15 protein-coding genes are annotated in these 17,056 nt (G+C 69.9%); all 15 read left to right on the top strand.

What is annotated here, in order from left to right; genetic code table 11:
- Window positions 1–67: 67 nt before the first annotated feature.
- The 15 genes from PQ455_RS00425 (at window position 68) to PQ455_RS00355 (ending at window position 17,028) form a co-directional block, all read left to right on the top strand.
- On the top strand, window positions 68–250 hold the full coding sequence (locus PQ455_RS00425; RefSeq protein WP_273688202.1) for a DUF4089 domain-containing protein: 183 nt from the start codon (window positions 68–70) through the stop codon (window positions 248–250).
- Window positions 247–1,587, top strand: a complete 1,341-nt coding sequence (locus tag PQ455_RS00420) for an AtzE family amidohydrolase (protein WP_273688199.1) — start codon at window positions 247–249, stop codon at window positions 1,585–1,587. The genes PQ455_RS00425 and PQ455_RS00420 overlap by 4 nt, the downstream gene beginning before the upstream one ends.
- Before the next feature lie 138 nt (window positions 1,588–1,725).
- Window positions 1,726–3,051 (top strand): NCS2 family permease, encoded by a 1,326-nt coding sequence (locus tag PQ455_RS00415; protein WP_273688198.1) that lies wholly within the window; start codon window positions 1,726–1,728, stop codon window positions 3,049–3,051.
- A gap of 31 nt (window positions 3,052–3,082) precedes the next feature.
- Window positions 3,083–4,663 (top strand): gamma-glutamyltransferase family protein, encoded by a 1,581-nt coding sequence (locus tag PQ455_RS00410; RefSeq protein ID WP_273688197.1) that lies wholly within the window; start codon window positions 3,083–3,085, stop codon window positions 4,661–4,663.
- Window positions 4,657–5,940, top strand: coding sequence for an allantoate amidohydrolase (locus tag PQ455_RS00405; RefSeq protein WP_273688195.1), 1,284 nt, complete (start codon window positions 4,657–4,659; stop codon window positions 5,938–5,940). Before PQ455_RS00410 ends, PQ455_RS00405 begins: the two co-directional genes overlap by 7 nt.
- 37 nt (window positions 5,941–5,977) lie before the next feature.
- Window positions 5,978–7,156: a pyridoxal-phosphate-dependent aminotransferase family protein gene (locus tag PQ455_RS00400; RefSeq protein WP_420542878.1), complete on the top strand. Its 1,179-nt coding sequence runs from the start codon at window positions 5,978–5,980 to the stop codon at window positions 7,154–7,156.
- 145 nt (window positions 7,157–7,301) lie between these two features.
- Window positions 7,302–8,189 carry an allantoinase PuuE gene (gene puuE / locus PQ455_RS00395; RefSeq protein WP_273688191.1) on the top strand — a complete coding sequence of 296 codons (888 nt, stop codon included), beginning with the start codon at window positions 7,302–7,304 and terminating at the stop codon, window positions 8,187–8,189.
- On the top strand, window positions 8,186–8,566 hold the full coding sequence (gene hpxZ, locus PQ455_RS00390; protein ID WP_273688189.1) for an oxalurate catabolism protein HpxZ: 381 nt from the start codon (window positions 8,186–8,188) through the stop codon (window positions 8,564–8,566). Before puuE ends, hpxZ begins: the two co-directional genes overlap by 4 nt.
- Window positions 8,563–9,069: a 2-oxo-4-hydroxy-4-carboxy-5-ureidoimidazoline decarboxylase gene (gene uraD / locus PQ455_RS00385; RefSeq protein ID WP_273688186.1), complete on the top strand. Its 507-nt coding sequence runs from the start codon at window positions 8,563–8,565 to the stop codon at window positions 9,067–9,069. Before hpxZ ends, uraD begins: the two co-directional genes overlap by 4 nt.
- An 8-nt stretch (window positions 9,070–9,077) precedes the next feature.
- Entirely contained in the window at window positions 9,078–10,508 is a 1,431-nt protein-coding gene (locus PQ455_RS00380) for an FAD/NAD(P)-binding protein (RefSeq protein ID WP_273688183.1), read from the top strand.
- Complete coding sequence (gene uraH, locus PQ455_RS00375) at window positions 10,505–10,840, top strand: hydroxyisourate hydrolase (RefSeq protein ID WP_273688182.1); 336 nt, start codon at window positions 10,505–10,507, stop codon at window positions 10,838–10,840. The genes PQ455_RS00380 and uraH overlap by 4 nt, the downstream gene beginning before the upstream one ends.
- A 129-nt stretch (window positions 10,841–10,969) precedes the next feature.
- Window positions 10,970–12,415 carry a xanthine dehydrogenase small subunit gene (gene xdhA / locus PQ455_RS00370; protein WP_273688179.1) on the top strand — a complete coding sequence of 482 codons (1,446 nt, stop codon included), beginning with the start codon at window positions 10,970–10,972 and terminating at the stop codon, window positions 12,413–12,415.
- Window positions 12,408–14,720 (top strand): xanthine dehydrogenase molybdopterin binding subunit, encoded by a 2,313-nt coding sequence (gene xdhB, locus PQ455_RS00365; RefSeq protein ID WP_273688177.1) that lies wholly within the window; start codon window positions 12,408–12,410, stop codon window positions 14,718–14,720. The genes xdhA and xdhB overlap by 8 nt, the downstream gene beginning before the upstream one ends.
- Window positions 14,717–16,015, top strand: a complete 1,299-nt coding sequence (gene guaD / locus PQ455_RS00360) for a guanine deaminase (RefSeq protein ID WP_273688175.1) — start codon at window positions 14,717–14,719, stop codon at window positions 16,013–16,015. Before xdhB ends, guaD begins: the two co-directional genes overlap by 4 nt.
- Window positions 16,012–17,028: an adenosine deaminase gene (locus PQ455_RS00355; protein ID WP_273688173.1), complete on the top strand. Its 1,017-nt coding sequence runs from the start codon at window positions 16,012–16,014 to the stop codon at window positions 17,026–17,028. The genes guaD and PQ455_RS00355 overlap by 4 nt, the downstream gene beginning before the upstream one ends.
- Window positions 17,029–17,056 lie beyond the last annotated feature (28 nt).

Raw genomic sequence — 17,056 nt, 5'->3', positions numbered from 1 at the left:
CTTTGCCGATGCAAAGGCGCGGGAAAGGTGGGTTGTTTCGGCGCCGTCGGCCCGCCAAAGACAGGCGATGGATACGCCCGCCGACGATACCCGCATCGATCTGCTGACCGCGCTGGTCGGGCTCGACCTGCCCGATGCCTGCCGGCCGGGGGTACGCGCCAATCTCGCTTTGCTCGATCATTATGCCGCGTTGGTGATGGATTTCCCGCTGCCGCCCGAGATCGAGCCCGCGCCGGAGTATCGCCCGTGAGCGGCGCGCGTTCCGCGATCGACATCGCCGCCGCCGTGCGGTCGGGCCGCGAATCGGCGGTCGCCATCGCTCGCGCGACCTTGGCCGACATCGCGGCGCGCGATCCGGCGCTCAACGCCTTCACCCGCATCCTCGAGGCCCGCGCGCTGGCCGATGCGGCGCGGGTGGATGCGGTGGTCGCGGCCGGCGGCGATCCGGGGCCGCTGGCGGGCGTGCCCTTCGCCACCAAGGATCTGTTCGATGTGGCCGGCGAGGTCACCACCGCCGGCTCCGCGATCCGCGCCGATGCGCCGCCCGCCGCCGAGGACGCGCCGATCGTCGCCACGCTCGCGGCGGCGGGCGCGGTGCTGGTCGGCACGACGGTGATGGACGAATTCGCCTATGGCTTCGCCACCGAGAACGCGCATCACGGCCGCACGCTCAACCCGCACGATCGCGAGCGGCTGGCGGGCGGATCGTCCGGCGGGTCGGCGGCGGCGGTGGCGGCGGGGCTGGTGCCGCTCTCGCTGGGATCGGACACCAACGGATCGATCCGCGTTCCCGCATCGCTGTGCGGTATCCACGGCCTGCGCCCCACGCAGGGCGGCGCGCCCGGCCGCCACGGCAGCTTCCCCTTCGTCGCCGCCTTCGACACGGTCGGCCCCTTCACCCGCACCGCCGCCGAAATGGCGCTGGTGCACGATGTGCTGACGGGCGCGACGGCGGATCCGGCCGAGGGGCTGCGGGTCGGGCGGCTGACCGGCTGGTTCGAGGCCAATGCCGATCCGGCGATGCTGGCGGGCGTGGCGGCGATCGGCGCGGCGCTGGGCGGATCGTCCCCGGTGGAATTGCCCGAGGCGGCGCGCTGCCGTGCGGCGGCCTTCCTGATCTCGGCCTGCGAGGCGGGCAACCTCCATCTGCCGACGCTGCGCACCGACGCGCTCGGCTACGACCCCGCCGTACGCGACCGGCTGATCGCGGGCGCGCTGACCCCGGCGGCGATCTATCTGCAGGCACAACGCTTCCGGGCGTGGGCGCGGGAGCGGATGCATGACTTGTTCGACCGTTTCGATCTGCTGCTGGCCCCCGCCGTCGTCGGCCCCGCCCCGCGCATCGCCGACGGCACGATCCTGGTGGATGGCAAGCCGGTGCCGGCGCGCGCGAACCTGGGCCTCTACACGCAGCCGCTGACCCTGCTGGGCGTGCCGGTGCTGGCGGTGCCTTTGCGGCGGCCCGGCGCGCTACCGCTCGGCATCCAGCTGATCGCCGCGCCGGGGCGGGAGGGGTTGCTGATGGCGGTCGCCCGGCGGCTGGAGGCCGAGGGCGTGACGGGCTATTCGGCGCCCGCTCGAGCCTGATCGCGTCGCCCCTGCCGCCTGCGGCCCCGGCCTTCGCCGGGGCGACGTTCTCATTTTTCCCGCGCGAGCTTCCCCATTGTGCAACGCAGCAGATCGGCTAGGCTCACACGCTTGCCATTGCATCCGGGGGGATCGGCGATGATCGGATTTCTGGAACGCCGCTTCGCCATCAACGCGCGCGGAACGAGTCTGCGGACCGAGGCGATGGCGGGGGCCACCACCTTCCTCACCATGGCCTATATCATCCTCGTCAACCCGGCGATCCTGGGGCAGGCGGGGTTGCCGGTGGCGGCGGTGGCGGCGGCGACCTGTTTCGCGGCGGCCTTCGCCTCGATCTCGATGGGGCTGGTGGCCAACGTGCCGCTGGCGCTCGCCCCCGGCATGGGGCTCAACGCGTATTTCAGCTTCACCGTGGTGCAGGGGATGGGCGTGCCGTGGCCGGTGGCGCTGGCCTGCGTGTTCATCTCCGGCCTCGCCTTCCTCGCCCTCACCCTGGTCGGCATCCGCCAGATGATCGTCGCCGCCATCCCGCCGACGCTGCTGGCGGCGGTGGCGGGGGGCATCGGCCTGTTCATTGCCTTCATCGGCCTGCGCAACGCCGGCATCGTCGTGTCGAGCCCGGCGACCAGCGTGGGGCTGGGCGACCTCAAGGCGCCCGACGCGGCGCTCGCCATCTTCGGGCTGGTGCTGATCGCGGGACTTTCGGCCTGGGGCGTGCGCGGGGCGATCCTGATCGGGATGGTCGTCAGTACGATCATCGGCTGGGCGATCGGCCTCGTCACCTTCATCCCCCAGCCCTACAGCCTGGCGGCCTTGACCGAGACGGCCTTCGCGCTCGATTTCGGCGGGGTGTTCGGCCGCGCCGGCGGGCATGGCATCGGCGTGCTGGAAATCCTGTTCGTGTTCCTGTTCGTCGATCTGTTCGACAATATCGGCACCTTGGTGGCGGTCACCAAGCGCGCCGGCCTCGTCGACGCGCAGGGGCGCATTCCCCGCCTCAAGCGCATCCTGATGACCGACGCGGTCGCCACGATGGTCGGCGCGGTCGCGGGCACCAGCACCGTCACCTCCTATGTCGAGAGCGCGGCGGGCGTGCAGGCGGGCGGGCGCACCGGGCTGACCGCCGTGGTGACCGGCCTCCTGTTCCTGATCGCGATGTTCGCGGCACCCTACGCCCAGCTCGTGCCGGTGGCGGCGACGGCGCCCGCGCTCATTCTGGTCGGCGCGCTGATGATGGCGCCCTTGGCCGAGATCGCGTGGGACGAGCCGACCGACGCCATCCCCGCCTTCCTGACCCTGGTGATAATCCCGCTGACCTTCTCGATCGCCAACGGCCTCGCCTTCGGCATCACCGCCCATGCGCTGCTGAAGGCGATCAAGGGTAAGGCGACGCGGGCCGACTGGCTGCTGTTCGTGCTCGCGGCGCTGTTCGTGGTGCGCTTCGTATGGCTCTCGGCAGGGTGACGCCCGCGATGCGGCAGGCTAGGCTGATGTCATGTTGAACAGCGTCAAAAGCCATCGGGGGATGGTGACATCGCCCCACCATCTCGCTTCGCAGGCGGGGCTGCGCGTGTTGCAGGATGGCGGCACCGCGGCCGAGGCGGGGGTGGCGATGGCCGCCGCGCTGGCGGTGGTCTATCCGCACATGACGGGCTTGGGCGGCGACGGCTTCTGGCTGCTCGCCGATCCGGGGCAGCCGGTGCGTGCGGTAGATGCCTGCGGGCGATCGGCGGCGTCGTTGTCGCTGGATCTGTATGCCGGGCTCGACGCGATCCCTTGGCGCGGGCCGCTCGCCGCCAACACCGTGGCGGGCACCGTCTCCGGCTGGGCCAGGGCGCTGGAGGTGGGCGGCGGCACCCTGCCGCTCGCCCGCCTGCTGGAAGATGCGATCCATCATGCGGAAGCGGGCGTCGCGGTGACGGCCGGAGGGGCGGCGATCATGGCCGCCAAGGCGGGCGAGCTGGCGCCGATATCGGGCTTCGCCGCGCATTTCCTGCCCGATGGCCGGCCCTTGCGCGAGGGCGAGACGCTGAAACAACCCGCGCTGGCCCGCACCCTGCGCCGCATCGCCGAGGCCGGCGCACAGGATTTCTACACCGGGGCGCTTGCCCGCGACATCGCCGCCGATCTGGCGGCCGCCGGCAGCCCGGTTTCGGCCAAGGATCTGGCCGACCATCGCGCCGACACGGTCGATCCGCTCCACGCGCGGATCACCGGGATCGACCTGTTCAATATGATCCCGCCGACGCAGGGCGTGGCCTCGCTCGCGATCCTCGCCCTCTTCGATCGGCTGGGCGTGACGGAGGGCGAGGGCTTCGCGCACGTCCACGGGCTGGTCGAGGCGACCAAGCAGGCCTTCCTGTGGCGCGACCGCCATTGCGGCGACCCGGCATGGATGGAAGAGACGGCGCAGGCCCTGCTCGACGACGGCGCGCGGCTGGACGCGATGGCGGCGCGGATCGACCCCGCCCACGCGCTCGCCTGGCCGCAGCCGCCGAGCGCGGGCGACACCGTGTGGTTCGGCGCGATCGACGGCGAGGGCCGCGCCGCATCGATCATCCAATCGACCTATTTCGAGTTCGGATCGGGCATCGTCCTGCCCGAAACCGGCATCACCTGGCAGAATCGGGGCAGCAGCTTCCGCTTGGCCGCCAACGGCTGGAACGCGCTCGCGCCGCGCCGCAAGCCCTTCCACACGCTCAACCCCGCGCTCGCCCGCTTCGATGACGGTCGCACGATGGTCTATGGCACGATGGGCGGCGAGGGCCAGCCGCAGACGCAGGCGGCGATCTTCACCCGCTACGCCAAGTTCGGCATGGGCTTGCAGGCCGCGATCACCTCGCCGCGTTGGCTGCTTGGGCGGACATGGGGCGAGGCGAGCGTGTCGCTCAAGCTGGAGGATCGCTTCGATCCCGTGCTGATCGCCGCATTGCGCGCGGCCGGGCATGATGTCGAACTGGTCGAGCCGTTCACCGCGACGACGATGGGCCATGCCGGCGCGATCGTGCGCCATCCGACCGGTCTGCTCGAAGGCGCCACCGATCCGCGCAGCGACGGGCAGGTCGGCGCATGGTGATGCCGCCACCCGGCGGCGCCCGCGCGGTGGCGCGCTGCGACGAACTGGGGCGCGGCCGTTTTTCGGAAGAGCCGGACATGCTGTTCCGTGCCTTCCTCACCCCCGCCCACGCCGCCGCGCTGGAGCGGCTGGCGGGCTGGATGGCGGAAGCGGGCATGAGCGTGCGGCTCGACGGCGCCGCCAATCTGATCGGCCGCTACGAGGGGCAGACGCCCGGCGCGCCCTGCCTGCTGACCGGCAGCCATATCGACAGCGTGCGCGACGGCGGGAATTACGACGGCCCGCTCGGCATCATGCTGGGTATCGAAACGGTCGCGGCGCTCCATGCGGCGGGCGAGCGGCCGCCTTTCGCGATCGAGGTCATCGCCTTCGGGGACGAGGAGGGGTCGCGCTTCCCCGCCAGCATGATCTGCTCGCGCGCGGCGGCGGGGTCGCTGCCGGCAGACGCCACCGACGGCGTGGTCGATCGCGACGGGCTGACACTCGATGCCGCGCTCCAGGCCTTTCCCAAACCGCCGGGCGTGCCCGCGCCGATCCTGGGCGTCGCGGGGCTCGGCCGGGCGGGCTATCGGCCGGGGACGGTGCTGGCCTTTCTGGAGGCGCATATCGAGCAGGGGCCGGTGCTGGAAGCCGAGGGGCTGGCGCTGGGCACCGTCACCGGCATCGCCGCGCAATTGCGGTTTCGCGCGGTCGTCAGTGGTCGCGCGGGCCATGCCGGCACCACCGCCATGGGCCTGCGCGCCGATGCGCTGGCGGGCGCGGCCGAGATGGTGCTGGCGGTCGAGCGGATCGCCACAGACGATTCCTCCGATCTGGTCGCCACCGTCGGCCGGCTGAGCGTCGCGCCGGGCGCGGTGAATGTGGTGCCGGGGCGGGTCGAGTTTTCGGTCGATGTGCGATCGGGCGAAGTGGCGCGGCGCGATGCCGGGGCGGCGCGGATCGGCGAGGCGCTGCATGCCATCGCCGCCGCGCGCGGGCTCGGCCTGACGTGGGAGCAGGTGCAGGATCTGCCAGCCTCGCCCTGCGATCCGCAGTTGATGGCGTTGCTCGACGCCGCGATTGCCGATCTCGGTCTGCCCGTCCGCCGGCTCGTTTCGGGCGCGGGGCATGATGCGATGGTGATGGCGGGGCTCGCGCCGATGGCGATGCTGTTCATCCGCTGCGCAGGCGGGATCAGCCACAATCCGGCGGAAAAGGTCGATCCCGCCGACGTGGAGCTTGCGCTTCAGGCGATGCTGGGCTTCGTTCGGCGGTTTGGAGATGTGCCCCGTGCCTGACGTTTTCGGTGAGATCGATCCGCCCCAGCGGCTGTTGATGGGCCCCGGCCCGGTCAACGCGCATCCCCGCGTGCTGCGGGCGATGTCGGCCGATCTGCTGGGCCAGTTCGATCCCGAGATGACGGGATACATGAACGAGACGATGGCGCTCTACCGGGGCGTCTTCATGACCGGGAACCGCTGGACCTTCCTGGTCGACGGCACCGCGCGGGCGGGCATCGAGGCGGCGCTCGTCTCGCTGGTCGAACCGGGGGCGACCGTGCTGGTGGTGCGCGCCGGCCGCTTCGGCCTGTTGTTGCAGGAGATCGTCGAGCGGGTCGGCGGCCGGGTCGAGACGGTCGATGCCGAATGGGGCCAGGTGGTAAGTATGGAGGCCATCGCCGAGGCGGCGCGGCGGGTGCGGCCGGCGGTGATCGCCTGCGTCCATGGCGACACCTCGACGACGATGGCGCAGCCGTTGGACGGGCTGGGCGCGGTCGCGCGCGAGGTGGGCGCGCTGGCCTATGTCGATGCCACCGCCACGATCGGCGGCATGGCGGTCGATACGGATGGCTGGGGCGCGGACGTGGTGACGGGCGGCTTGCAGAAATGCCTCGGCGGCCCGTCCGGCTCGGCGCCGATCACCATTTCCGATCGTGCGGCCGACTTCATCTTCTCGCGCCGCCATGTCGAAAAGGGCATCGCCACCGACGATCTCGACGAGGGGCCGGGGCGGCGGATCGGCTCCAATTATTTCGATCTGGCGATGGTGATGGATTATTGGGGCGAAAAGCGCCTCAACCACCATACCGAGGCGACGACCATGCTCTACGGCGCGCGGGAATGTGCCCGGATCATGCTGGAGGAAGGGCTGGAGACGCGCTTCGCCCGCCATGCCTCGGCCGGCCGCGCCATCACCGCCGGGCTGCGCGCGATGGGGCTCGTGGTGTTCGGCGACGACGCCTGCCGCATGACCAACGTGACCGGCGTGTGGATACCAGAGGGCGTCAACGGCGAGGCCATCCGCCGGCGGATGCGCGAGGATTTCGAGATCGAGATCGGCACGGCCTTCGGGCCGCTGGCGGGGCGCATCTGGCGGATCGGGGCGATGGGCTACAACGCCCGCAAGCATAAGGTGCTGATTACCTTGGGCGCGCTGGAGGCGGTGTTGCGGGCCGAGGGGTTTGCGGTGCCGGCGGGCGCGGGGGTGGATGCGGCGCTGGAGGCGTGGGGATGAATATTCCTGAGTTCCTCCCCTGCAAGGGGAGGGGGACCGCCGCCGCAGGCGGTGGTGGAGGGGTATCCCCCCTCTCGATAGCGCGATACCCCTCCACCATGCTTCGCATGGTCCCCCTCCCCCTGCGGGGGAGGAATTTGGTCACATGACCTACCCCCGCGATCTCATCGGCTACGGCGCCACCCCACCCGACCCGCGCTGGCCGGGCGGCGCCCGCATCGCCGTAAACTTCGTCCTCAATTACGAGGAGGGCGGCGAGAACAGCGTGCTGCATGGCGACGCCGGCTCCGAGGCGTTCCTCTCCGACATGGTCGGCGCCCCCGCCCATCCCGCCCGCGCGATGGCGATGGAGAGCCTGTACGAATATGGCAGCCGCGCCGGCTTCTGGCGCCTGCGCCGCCTGTTCGACGAGCGGCAGCTGCCCCTCACCGTCTTCGGCGTGGCGACCGCGATGGAGAAACATCCGGAGGCCGTCGCGGCGATGCTCGCCTCCGGCTGGGAGATCGCGACCCATGGCCTCAAGTGGATCGATTACCAGAATGTGCCCGAGGAGGTCGAGCGCGCCCACATCCACCAGGCGATCGCGATCCACACGATGCTCACCGGCGAGCGGCCGCTCGGCTGGTATCAGGGCCGCACCAGCCCCAACACCGCGCGGCTGATCGCGCAGGAGGGCGGCTTCCTCTACGACGCCGACAGCTATGCCGACGATCTGCCCTATTGGGACAAGGCCAACGGCGGGGTGCAGCTGATCGTGCCCTATACGCTGGAGGCCAACGACATGAAGTTCGTGGCCTTGAACGGCTTCACCGAGGGCGAGCAATTCTTCCGCCACCTGCGCGACACGTTCGACATGCTCTATCACGAGGGCGGGCGGATGATGTCGGTCGGGCTGCATTGCCGCATCGCCGGCAAGCCCGCCCGCGCGCTGGCGGTCGCCCGCTTCCTCGATCATGTGATGGCGCATTCCGACGTATGGGTCGCGCGCCGCATCGATATCGCCCGCCACTGGATGGAGACTTTTCCCGCATGACGATCGACGACCCCAAGCTGCTCGCCGAAGTGACCGCCGCCTTCCAGGAATATGAGCGCGCGCTGATGGCCGACGACATCCCCGCGATGGATCTGCTGTTCCACGACGCGCCGACCACCAACCGTTATGGCGTGGGCGAGGTGCTGTACGGCATCGAGGAAATCCGCGAGTTCCGCAAAGGGCGCGGCGGATCACCCCAGCGCAAATTGGGCAAGGTCGCGATCACCGTCTATGGCGATAGCTTCGCCACCGCCGACGCGGAGTTCTTCCGCGAGAGTTCCGACCGGCGCGGGCGGCAGACGCAGGCGTGGGTGAAGTTCCCGGACGGCTGGAAGGTCGTCTCGGCGCATGTCTCTCTGGAGGGCACCACCTCTTGACGATCGACGAGGTCAATAATCTGGACGAGGCCGGCTTCGTCGCCGCCTTCGGTTTCCTGTTCGAACATTCGCCATGGATCGTGGCGGAGGCGGCGGGCCGGCGACCGTTCGGCGACTTCGCGGCGATGCACGAAAGCCTGATGGCGGTGGTGGCCGATGCATCGCCGGAAGCCCGGCTGGCGCTGGTGCGCGCCCACCCGGAACTGGCCGGCAAGGCGGCGATCGACCGGACGCTGACGGCGGAATCCACCGCCGAACAGGCTTCGGCGGGCCTCGATCGATTGACCCAAGCGGAATATGACCGCTTCCACGCACTGAACGCGGCCTATGGCGCGCGCTTCGGCTTTCCCTTCATCATCTGCGTCCGGCTGACGGACAAGGCGGGGATATTGACGGCGATGGAGCGGCGACTGGCCCACGACAGCGATACCGAACTGGCCGAGGCCATCGCCCAGATCGGCGAGATCGTGCGGCTGCGCCTCGACGATCGGGTCGCCGGATGATGGGCCCGATGAGCCTCGACGACCTCGCCGCGCAGGTGGCGTGGGATCTGGAGGCGCTCGCCCATGGCGGGGCGAGCTGGACCCGCCCGCGCGCGCCGGTGGATGGCGAGCCGGTCCATGACGTCGTCATCGTCGGCGGCGGGCAATCGGGGCTCGGCGCGGCCTTCGGGCTGATGCGCGAGCGGGTGTCGAACATCCTCGTCATCGACGAGAATCCGGCGGGCTACGAGGGGCCGTGGGATACCTATGCCCGCATGGTGACGCTCCGCACGCCCAAGGCGATCACCTCGATCGACCTGGGCATCCCCAGCCTCACCTTCCGCGCTTATTGGGAGGCGCAGCATGGCCCCGCCGGCTGGGAAGCGGTCGGCAAGATCCCGCGCCGCGACTGGATGGCCTATCTGCGCTGGTATCGGCAGGTGCTGGGCATTCCCGTGCGCAACGAGACGCGGCTCGACCGGATCGAGCCGCAGGCGGGTGGCGTGCACGTGTTGCAGGTCTCCGGCCCCGGCGCGCCCGCCTCCGGGCGGATCGTCGCGCGCAAGGTGGTGCTGGCGACGGGCATCCAGGGCGGCGGCGAGTGGCATACGCCCGGCTTCATCCGCGATGCCCTGCCGAAATCGCGCTACGCGCACACGTCCGAGCCAATCGATTATGAGGCGCTGAAGGGCAAGCGCGTCGCCATCCTCGGCGGCGGCGCCTCGGCGTTCGACAATGCGCAACATGCGCTGTCGCTGGGCGTGGCGGCGGCGGAGGTGTTCATTCGCCGGCGGGAGATGCCCCGCGTCAATCCGATCCGCCACATGGAGCAGGCCGGGCTGATCGGCCGCTACACCGCGCTCGACGATGCCGGCAAATATGCGGTGATGGTCAGCTTCCTCGATCGCAACCAGCCGCCGACCAACGACACGTTCGATCGCGCGGCGGCCTATCCCGGCTTCGCGCTGCATCTGGGCGCCCCGTGGGAGAGTGTGGAGGAGACGGCCGAGGGCGTGGTGGTGACGACGCCGCAGGGCCGTTTCACCTATGATTTCCTCGTCCTGTCGACCGGCCTCGTCAGCGATCCCGCGCTGCGGCCCGAACTGGCGCTGGTGGCGGACGATATCGCGCGCTGGTCGGATCGCTACGTGCCCGATGGCAGGGGCAATGCGCTGGCCGACGCCCACCCCTATCTGGGCCAGGGCTTCCAGTTCACCGCGCGCAGCGAGGCGGGGGTGGCGCGGCTGCACGGGCTGTTCGCGTTCAACTATTCGGCGCTGATCTCGCTGGGCCTGTCAGCCGCCGCGCTGTCCGGGCTGAAACAGGCCATTCCCAAGCTGGTGACCGGCGTCGCCAACCAGCTCTTCCTCGATGACGAGCAGGCGATGTTGCAGGATTATCTCGACTATTCGGAGATCGAATTCACTGGCCAGTGGGTGCGCCCGGAGGCCGGCGCATGAGCCTCTCCACCCACGTCCTCGACACCGCCCACGGCCGCCCGGCGGCCGGCATCGCCCTCCGCCTGTTCGTGGGCGGCGAGCTGGTGGCGGAGGGCGTCACCAACGGCGACGGCCGCTGCCCCGGCCTGATCGGCGACCGTCCGTTCGCGGCGGGGCAATATCGGCTGGAGTTCGCGGTGGCGGACTATTTTCGGGGCGCGGGCGTGGCGCTGCCCGATCCGCCCTTCCTCGACGTGATCGGGATCGATTTCGGCGTGGCCGAACCCGATGGCCATTATCATGTGCCGCTGCTGGTCTCGCCCTTCGGCTATTCGACCTATCGGGGGAGTTGAGGTGGCATACGTCACCCCACCAACCCCGTTCGCCCTGAGCGCAGTCGAAGGGCGTGCCCCAAGCGCTGCGTCCAGCCGCACGTCCTTCGACTACGCTCAGGACGAACGGGTGGACGGGGCGGCCCGCGCATGACCGGCGCCCGCTTCCTGCTCGACGGCGAAATCATCGCGCCCGGCCCGGTCGATCCCACCGGCACCCTGCTCGATTGGCTGCGCACCCGCGCCCGCCGCACCGGCACGAAGGAGGGCTGCGCCGAGGGGGATTGCGGCGCGTGCACCGTGCTGGTCGGCGAATTGGCGGGCGACGGCATGGCATGGCGCGCGGTCAACGCCTGCATCCTCTTCCTCCCCGCGCTCGACGGCAAGGCGCTGCTCACGGTCGAAAGCCTCGGCACGCCCAGGGCGCTCCACCCCGTCCAGCAGGCGATGGTGGAGCGGCACGGATCGCAATGCGGCTTCTGCACGCCGGGCATCGTGATGTCGCTCTACGCGCGCAGCATCGATGCGGCGGGCAGCGGCGGATCGGCGGCGGACCTGCTCGGCGGCAATCTGTGCCGCTGCACCGGCTATGGCCCGATCCTCGACGTGGCGCGCGACATCGTGCCCGAGGCGCGCGACGATGGCGCGACGATCGCCGCGTTGCAGGCGATCCAGCGCGACGCGGCGCTCGATTTCACCTGGGCCGATCCGATCGTCGGCACCACCCGCCGCTGGATCGCCCCGCGCACGGCGGACGAATTCGCGGCGGTCATGTTGCGCCACCCCGACGCGCGGATCGTGGCGGGCGCGACCGATGTGGGCCTGTGGGTCACCAAGATGGGGCGGATCATCGATACCGTCGTCTCGATCGCCGACATCGCCGATCTGCGCGATACTCAGGACAGCGATGCCGGCCTGACGATCGGCGCGGGCGTGCGCTATGCCGAGGCGCAGGCGGCGCTGGGCGGGCTGCATCCCGATCTCGGCGAACTGGTGCGGCGGATCGCGGGGGCGCAGGTGCGCAACGCCGGCACGATCGGCGGCAATATCGCCAACGGCTCGCCGATCGGCGACATGCCGCCCGCGCTGATCGCGTTGGGCGCCACGCTCACCCTGCGGCGGGGCGATGAACGCCGCACGATGCCGCTGGAAGACTATTTCCTCGCCTATGGGAAACAGGATCGCCAGCCCGGCGAGTGGGTCGAGAGCGTCTTCGTGCCGCGCCCCGCGCCCACCGATATCGTCCGCATCGTCAAACTCTCGAAGCGGTTCGATAGCGATATTTCCGCCGTCTGCGCCGCGATCCGGCTGACCATGGCCGGGGAGATCGTCACTGCCGCACGCATCGCCTTCGGCGGCATGGCGGGCACCCCAAAGCGCGCGCCCGCCGCCGAGGCCGCGCTCACCGGCGCACCGCTATCCGCCGCTTCGCTCGACAGCGCCGCCCGCGCGCTGGCGGAGGATTATCAACCGCTCGACGATCTGCGTGGCACCTCGGCCTATCGGCTGGAGGCGGCGGGCAATATCCTGCGGCGGATGTGGCACGAGCGCAGCGCGCCCGCCGGCCTGCTCGCGCTGGAGGCGGTGGATGGCTGAGGCCGATCCCCGCCGCCCGACCCGCCAGGTCGCCCGCGCGCTGGCGCACGACAGCGCGGCGCTCCACGTTTCGGGCACGGCCACCTATACCGACGACACGCCCGAACCCGGCGATATGCTGCACCTCGCCTTCGGCGGATCGGCCCATGCGCGGGCGAAGATCCTGTCGGTCGATCTGGATGCGGTGCGCGCCGCGCCGGGTGTGGTCGGCGTCTATACCGCCGCCGACATTCCCGGCCGCAACAGCGTCGGCCCGGTGTTCGCCGACGATCTGCTGCTGGCCGATGGCGAGGTGATCTCGCACGGCCAGCCGATCTTCCTCGTCGCCGCCACCAGCGTCCGCGCCGCGCGCGCCGCCGCGAAGCTGGGCCGGATCGACTATGCGGTCGAGCCGCCGCTCGTCACTATCGCCCAAGCGCGCGCCGCCGGATCGGTGCTGGAGAAAGCCCAGCGCATGGCGCGCGGCGACGCCGATGCCGCGCTCGCCACCGCGCCGCACAGGATCGCCGGATCGATCGAAATCGGCGGGCAGGATCATTTCTATCTCGAAGGGCAGGTCTCGATCGCAACCCCGCGCGAGAGCGGCGCGGTGCACATCCTCGCCTCGACACAACACCCCTCCGAAATCCAGCATCTCGTCGCCCACATGCTGCACCTGACCCACGCCGACGTGACGGTGGAGGTGCGGCGCATGGGCGGCGCGTTCGGCGGCAAGGAAAGCCAGGCCGCGCTGTTCGCCGCCGCCTGCGCGCTGGTCGCGGCCAAGACAGGGCGGCCGGCGAAATATCGCGTCGATCGCGACGAGGATATGGCGATCACCGGCAAGCGCCATGATTTCGTGGTGGATTACGACGTCGGCTTCGACGGCGACGGCCGCATCGCCGGCATCCGCCTCGATCTCGCGTCACGCTGCGGCGCCACGGTCGATCTCAGCCTCGCGATCAACGACCGGGCGATGTTCCACGCGGACAATTGCTATCATTTTCCGGCGGTCGAGATCGTCAGCCACCGCTTCCGCACCCACACCGTCTCCAACACCGCTTTCCGGGGCTTCGGCGGGCCGCAGGGGATGGTCGCGATCGAGCGGGTGATGGACCATATCGCCGCGACGCTTGGGGCCGATCCGCTCGCCGTGCGCCGGGCCAACCTCTACGGGCCGGAGCGCGACGTGACGCCCTATCACATGATCGTCGAGGACAATGTCGCGCCCGAGATCATCGACGAACTGGCCGCCTCGTCGAATTACGAAGCCCGCCGCGCCGCCATCGCCGAATTCAACGCCAGCCACCCCTATCTCCGGCGCGGCATCGCGCTGACGCCGGTGAAGTTCGGCATCAGCTTCACCACGACGCATCTCAACCAGGCAGGCGCGCTGGTGCATGTCTATGCCGACGGGTCGATCCTGCTGAATCATGGCGGCACCGAGATGGGCCAGGGCCTGTTCGTGAAGGTAGCGCAGGTGGTGGCCGACGTGTTCGGCGTGTCCGTCGATCGGGTCCGCACCTCGGCCACCGTGACCGACAAGGTGCCCAATACGTCCGCCACCGCCGCCTCCTCGGGCGCGGACCTCAACGGCATGGCCGCCTTCAACGCCGCCACCGCGATCCGCGACCGCCTCGCGGCGCTCGCCGCCGCCCGCGCGGGCGTAGCGGCGGAAGATGTCACCTTCGAGGGCGGCCATGTCGTCGCCGGCACCGAGGCGACCCCGTTCGACGATTTCTGCCGCATCGCCCATCTCGCCCGCGTGTCGCTATCGTCGGCCGGTTTCTACGCCACGCCCAAGATCGGCTACGATCGGGCCAACCATCGCGGCCGGCCTTTCTATTATTTCGCTTATGGCGCCGCCGTCGCCGAAGTCGCGATCGATACGCTGACGGGCGAAAGCCGCGTGCTGCGCGCCGATATCCTCCACGATGTCGGGAAATCGCTCAATCCGGCGATCGATCTCGGCCAGATCGAGGGTGGGTTCGTGCAGGGCATGGGCTGGCTGACGACCGAGGAACTGGTGTTCGCGGACGACGGCCGGCTGCTGACCCACGCCCCCTCCACCTACAAGATCCCCTGCGCCTCCGATCGGCCGCCGGTGATAAACATCGCGCTGTGGGCTGGTGGGCGGAACGTGGAGGAGACGATCCACCGCTCCAAGGCGGTGGGCGAGCCGCCGCTGATGCTGGCGATCAGCGTGCTTTCCGCGCTGACCGAGGCGGTCAAGGCGGCGGGCGATGGCGCCATGCCGCGCCTCGACGCGCCGGCCACCCCCGAACGCATCCTCGCCGCCATCGCGAGCGTGAAGCCCCAAGCATGACGACCGAAGCCTTTCACGGCGAATTGCTGACCACGCTCGCCGATCCGCAGCGCGACGGCGAGGCGGCGATCCGCCACATTCCCTCCGCCCTGATGGTGGTCGAGGATGGCGAGATCGTCGAGGTCGGCCCGCGCGCCGCTTTGGGGTGGAAATATGACGGCGTGCCGACGACCAGCCTGCCCGGCCTGATCGTCCCCGGCTTCGTCGATACCCACATCCATTATCCGCAGACGGACCGCATCGCCGCGCACGGCCATCAGTTGCTCGACTGGCTCGATCGCCACATCTTCCCCGCCGAACTGGCCTTCGCGAACCGGGCGCATGCCGACGGGGTGGCGGATTTCTTCCTGGGCGAACTGCTCCGCAACGGCACCACCGCCGCGCTCGTCTTCGCCACCGTCCACCGCCAGTCGGTCGAGGCCTTGTTCGATGCCGCCCTCGCCCGCGACATGCGGATCGTATCGGGCAAGGTGCTGATGGACCGCGACGCGCCCGATGGCCTGCGCGATACGGTCGCCAGCGGGCGCGAGGAGAGCGAGGCGCTGATCGCGCGCTACCGGGGGCGCGGGCGACTGGGTTATGCCGTCACCCCGCGCTTCGCGCTCACCTCCACGCCCGAGCAACTCGGCAGCGCAGGCGCGATGCTGGCCGCGCATGACGACGTGCTGCTCCACACGCATCTGTCCGAAAATCACGGCGAGATCGCCGCCGTGGCGGCCTGCTTCCCCGATCACGACGATTATCTCGACGTCTATGCCCGCCACGGCCTCGTCGGCGATCGATCGGTGTTCGCGCATGGCGTGCACCTCGATGCCGGCCAGATGGCGCGGATGGCCAAGGTGGGATCGGCGATTTCCTTCTGCCCCACCTCCAACCTGTTCCTCGGCTCCGGCCTGTTCGACCTTGCGGCGGCGGATTCGGCGGGGGTGACGGTCGGCATGGGCACCGATGTCGGCGCGGGCACCAGTTTCTCGCTGCTGGCGACGCTCGCCGAAGCCTATAAGGTCGGCCAGTTGCGCGGCACCAGCCTCGATCCCTTCCGCGCGCTCTATCTCGCCACGCTGGGCGGGGCGAAGGCGCTGAAGCTGGATCGCAGGATCGGCGCGCTGGCCGCCGGATACGAGGCCGATTTCGTCGTGCTCGATCCCGCCGCCACGCCGTTGCTCGCCCGGCGGACGGCAGCCACCACCAATCTCCACGACCGGCTGTTCGCGTTGATGATGCTGGGGGATGACCGCGCGGTCCACAGCACCTATCTGCGCGGCCGACCCGCGCACATCAGGGATAGCAAATGACCGATCTCGACCGCTTCGTCTCCGGCCTGCCCAAGGCCGAACTGCACCTGCATATCGAGGGCAGCCTGGAGCCCGAGCTGATGTTCGCGCTGGCGACGCGCAACGGCATCACCCTGCCCTACGCCGATGTCGAGGCGCTGCGGGCGGCCTATGATTTCTCCAACCTTCAGGATTTCCTCGACATTTATTATCAGGGCGCGGGTGTCCTCCAGACCGAGGCGGATTTCCGCGATCTGGCGCTGGCCTATTTCGATCGCGCGGCGGCCGACCATGTGACCCATGCGGAAATCTTCTTCGATCCGCAGACCCACACCGATCGCGGCCTGCCCTTCTCGGTCGCCATCGAAGGCCTGCTGGCGGGCATGGCCGAGGCCGAGGCGCGCCACGGCATCACCTCGAAACTGATCCTCTGCTTCCTGCGCCATCTGAGCGAAGCCGAGGCGTTCAAGACCTTGGAGCAGGCGGAGCCGTGGCTCGATCGCATCGCCGGGGTCGGCCTCGATTCCTCCGAAATCGGCCACCCGCCCGAGAAATTCGCCCGTGTGTTCGCCGCCGCCGCCGCCAAAGGGCTGAAGCTGGTCGCCCATGCCGGCGAGGAGGGGCCGCCGGCTTACGTGCACGAAGCGCTCGACATCCTCAGGATCGACCGGCTCGACCATGGCAATCGCGCGCTGGAGGATGCCGTGCTGACCACCCGGCTGGCGCGCGAGGGGATGACGCTCACGGTCTGCCCGCTCTCCAACCTCAAGCTTTGCGTCGTGCCGGAGATGGCCGGCCACCCGATCGAGCGGATGCTGGGCGCGGGCCTGCGCGCGACGATCAATTCGGACGATCCGGCCTATTTCGGCGGCTATGTGAACGACAATTACCGCGCCATCGCCGCCAACGGCGTGCTGACGAAGGCCGATTTCGCGACCCTGGCGCGCAACAGCTTCCTGGGCTCGTTCCTGGACGACGAAGCGGTGACGAAGCAGATTGCGGCGATCGACGATTATGTGGCCGCCTTCCAGTAAGCCCCACCGTGCTGCGGCGCAGGCCGGA

Source organism: Sphingomonas naphthae, assembly GCF_028607085.1.
GTDB lineage: Bacteria > Pseudomonadota > Alphaproteobacteria > Sphingomonadales > Sphingomonadaceae > Sphingomonas_Q > Sphingomonas_Q naphthae.
The sequence above is the reverse complement of the archived record's forward strand: the minus strand, read 5'-3'. Positions and strand labels throughout refer to the sequence as shown.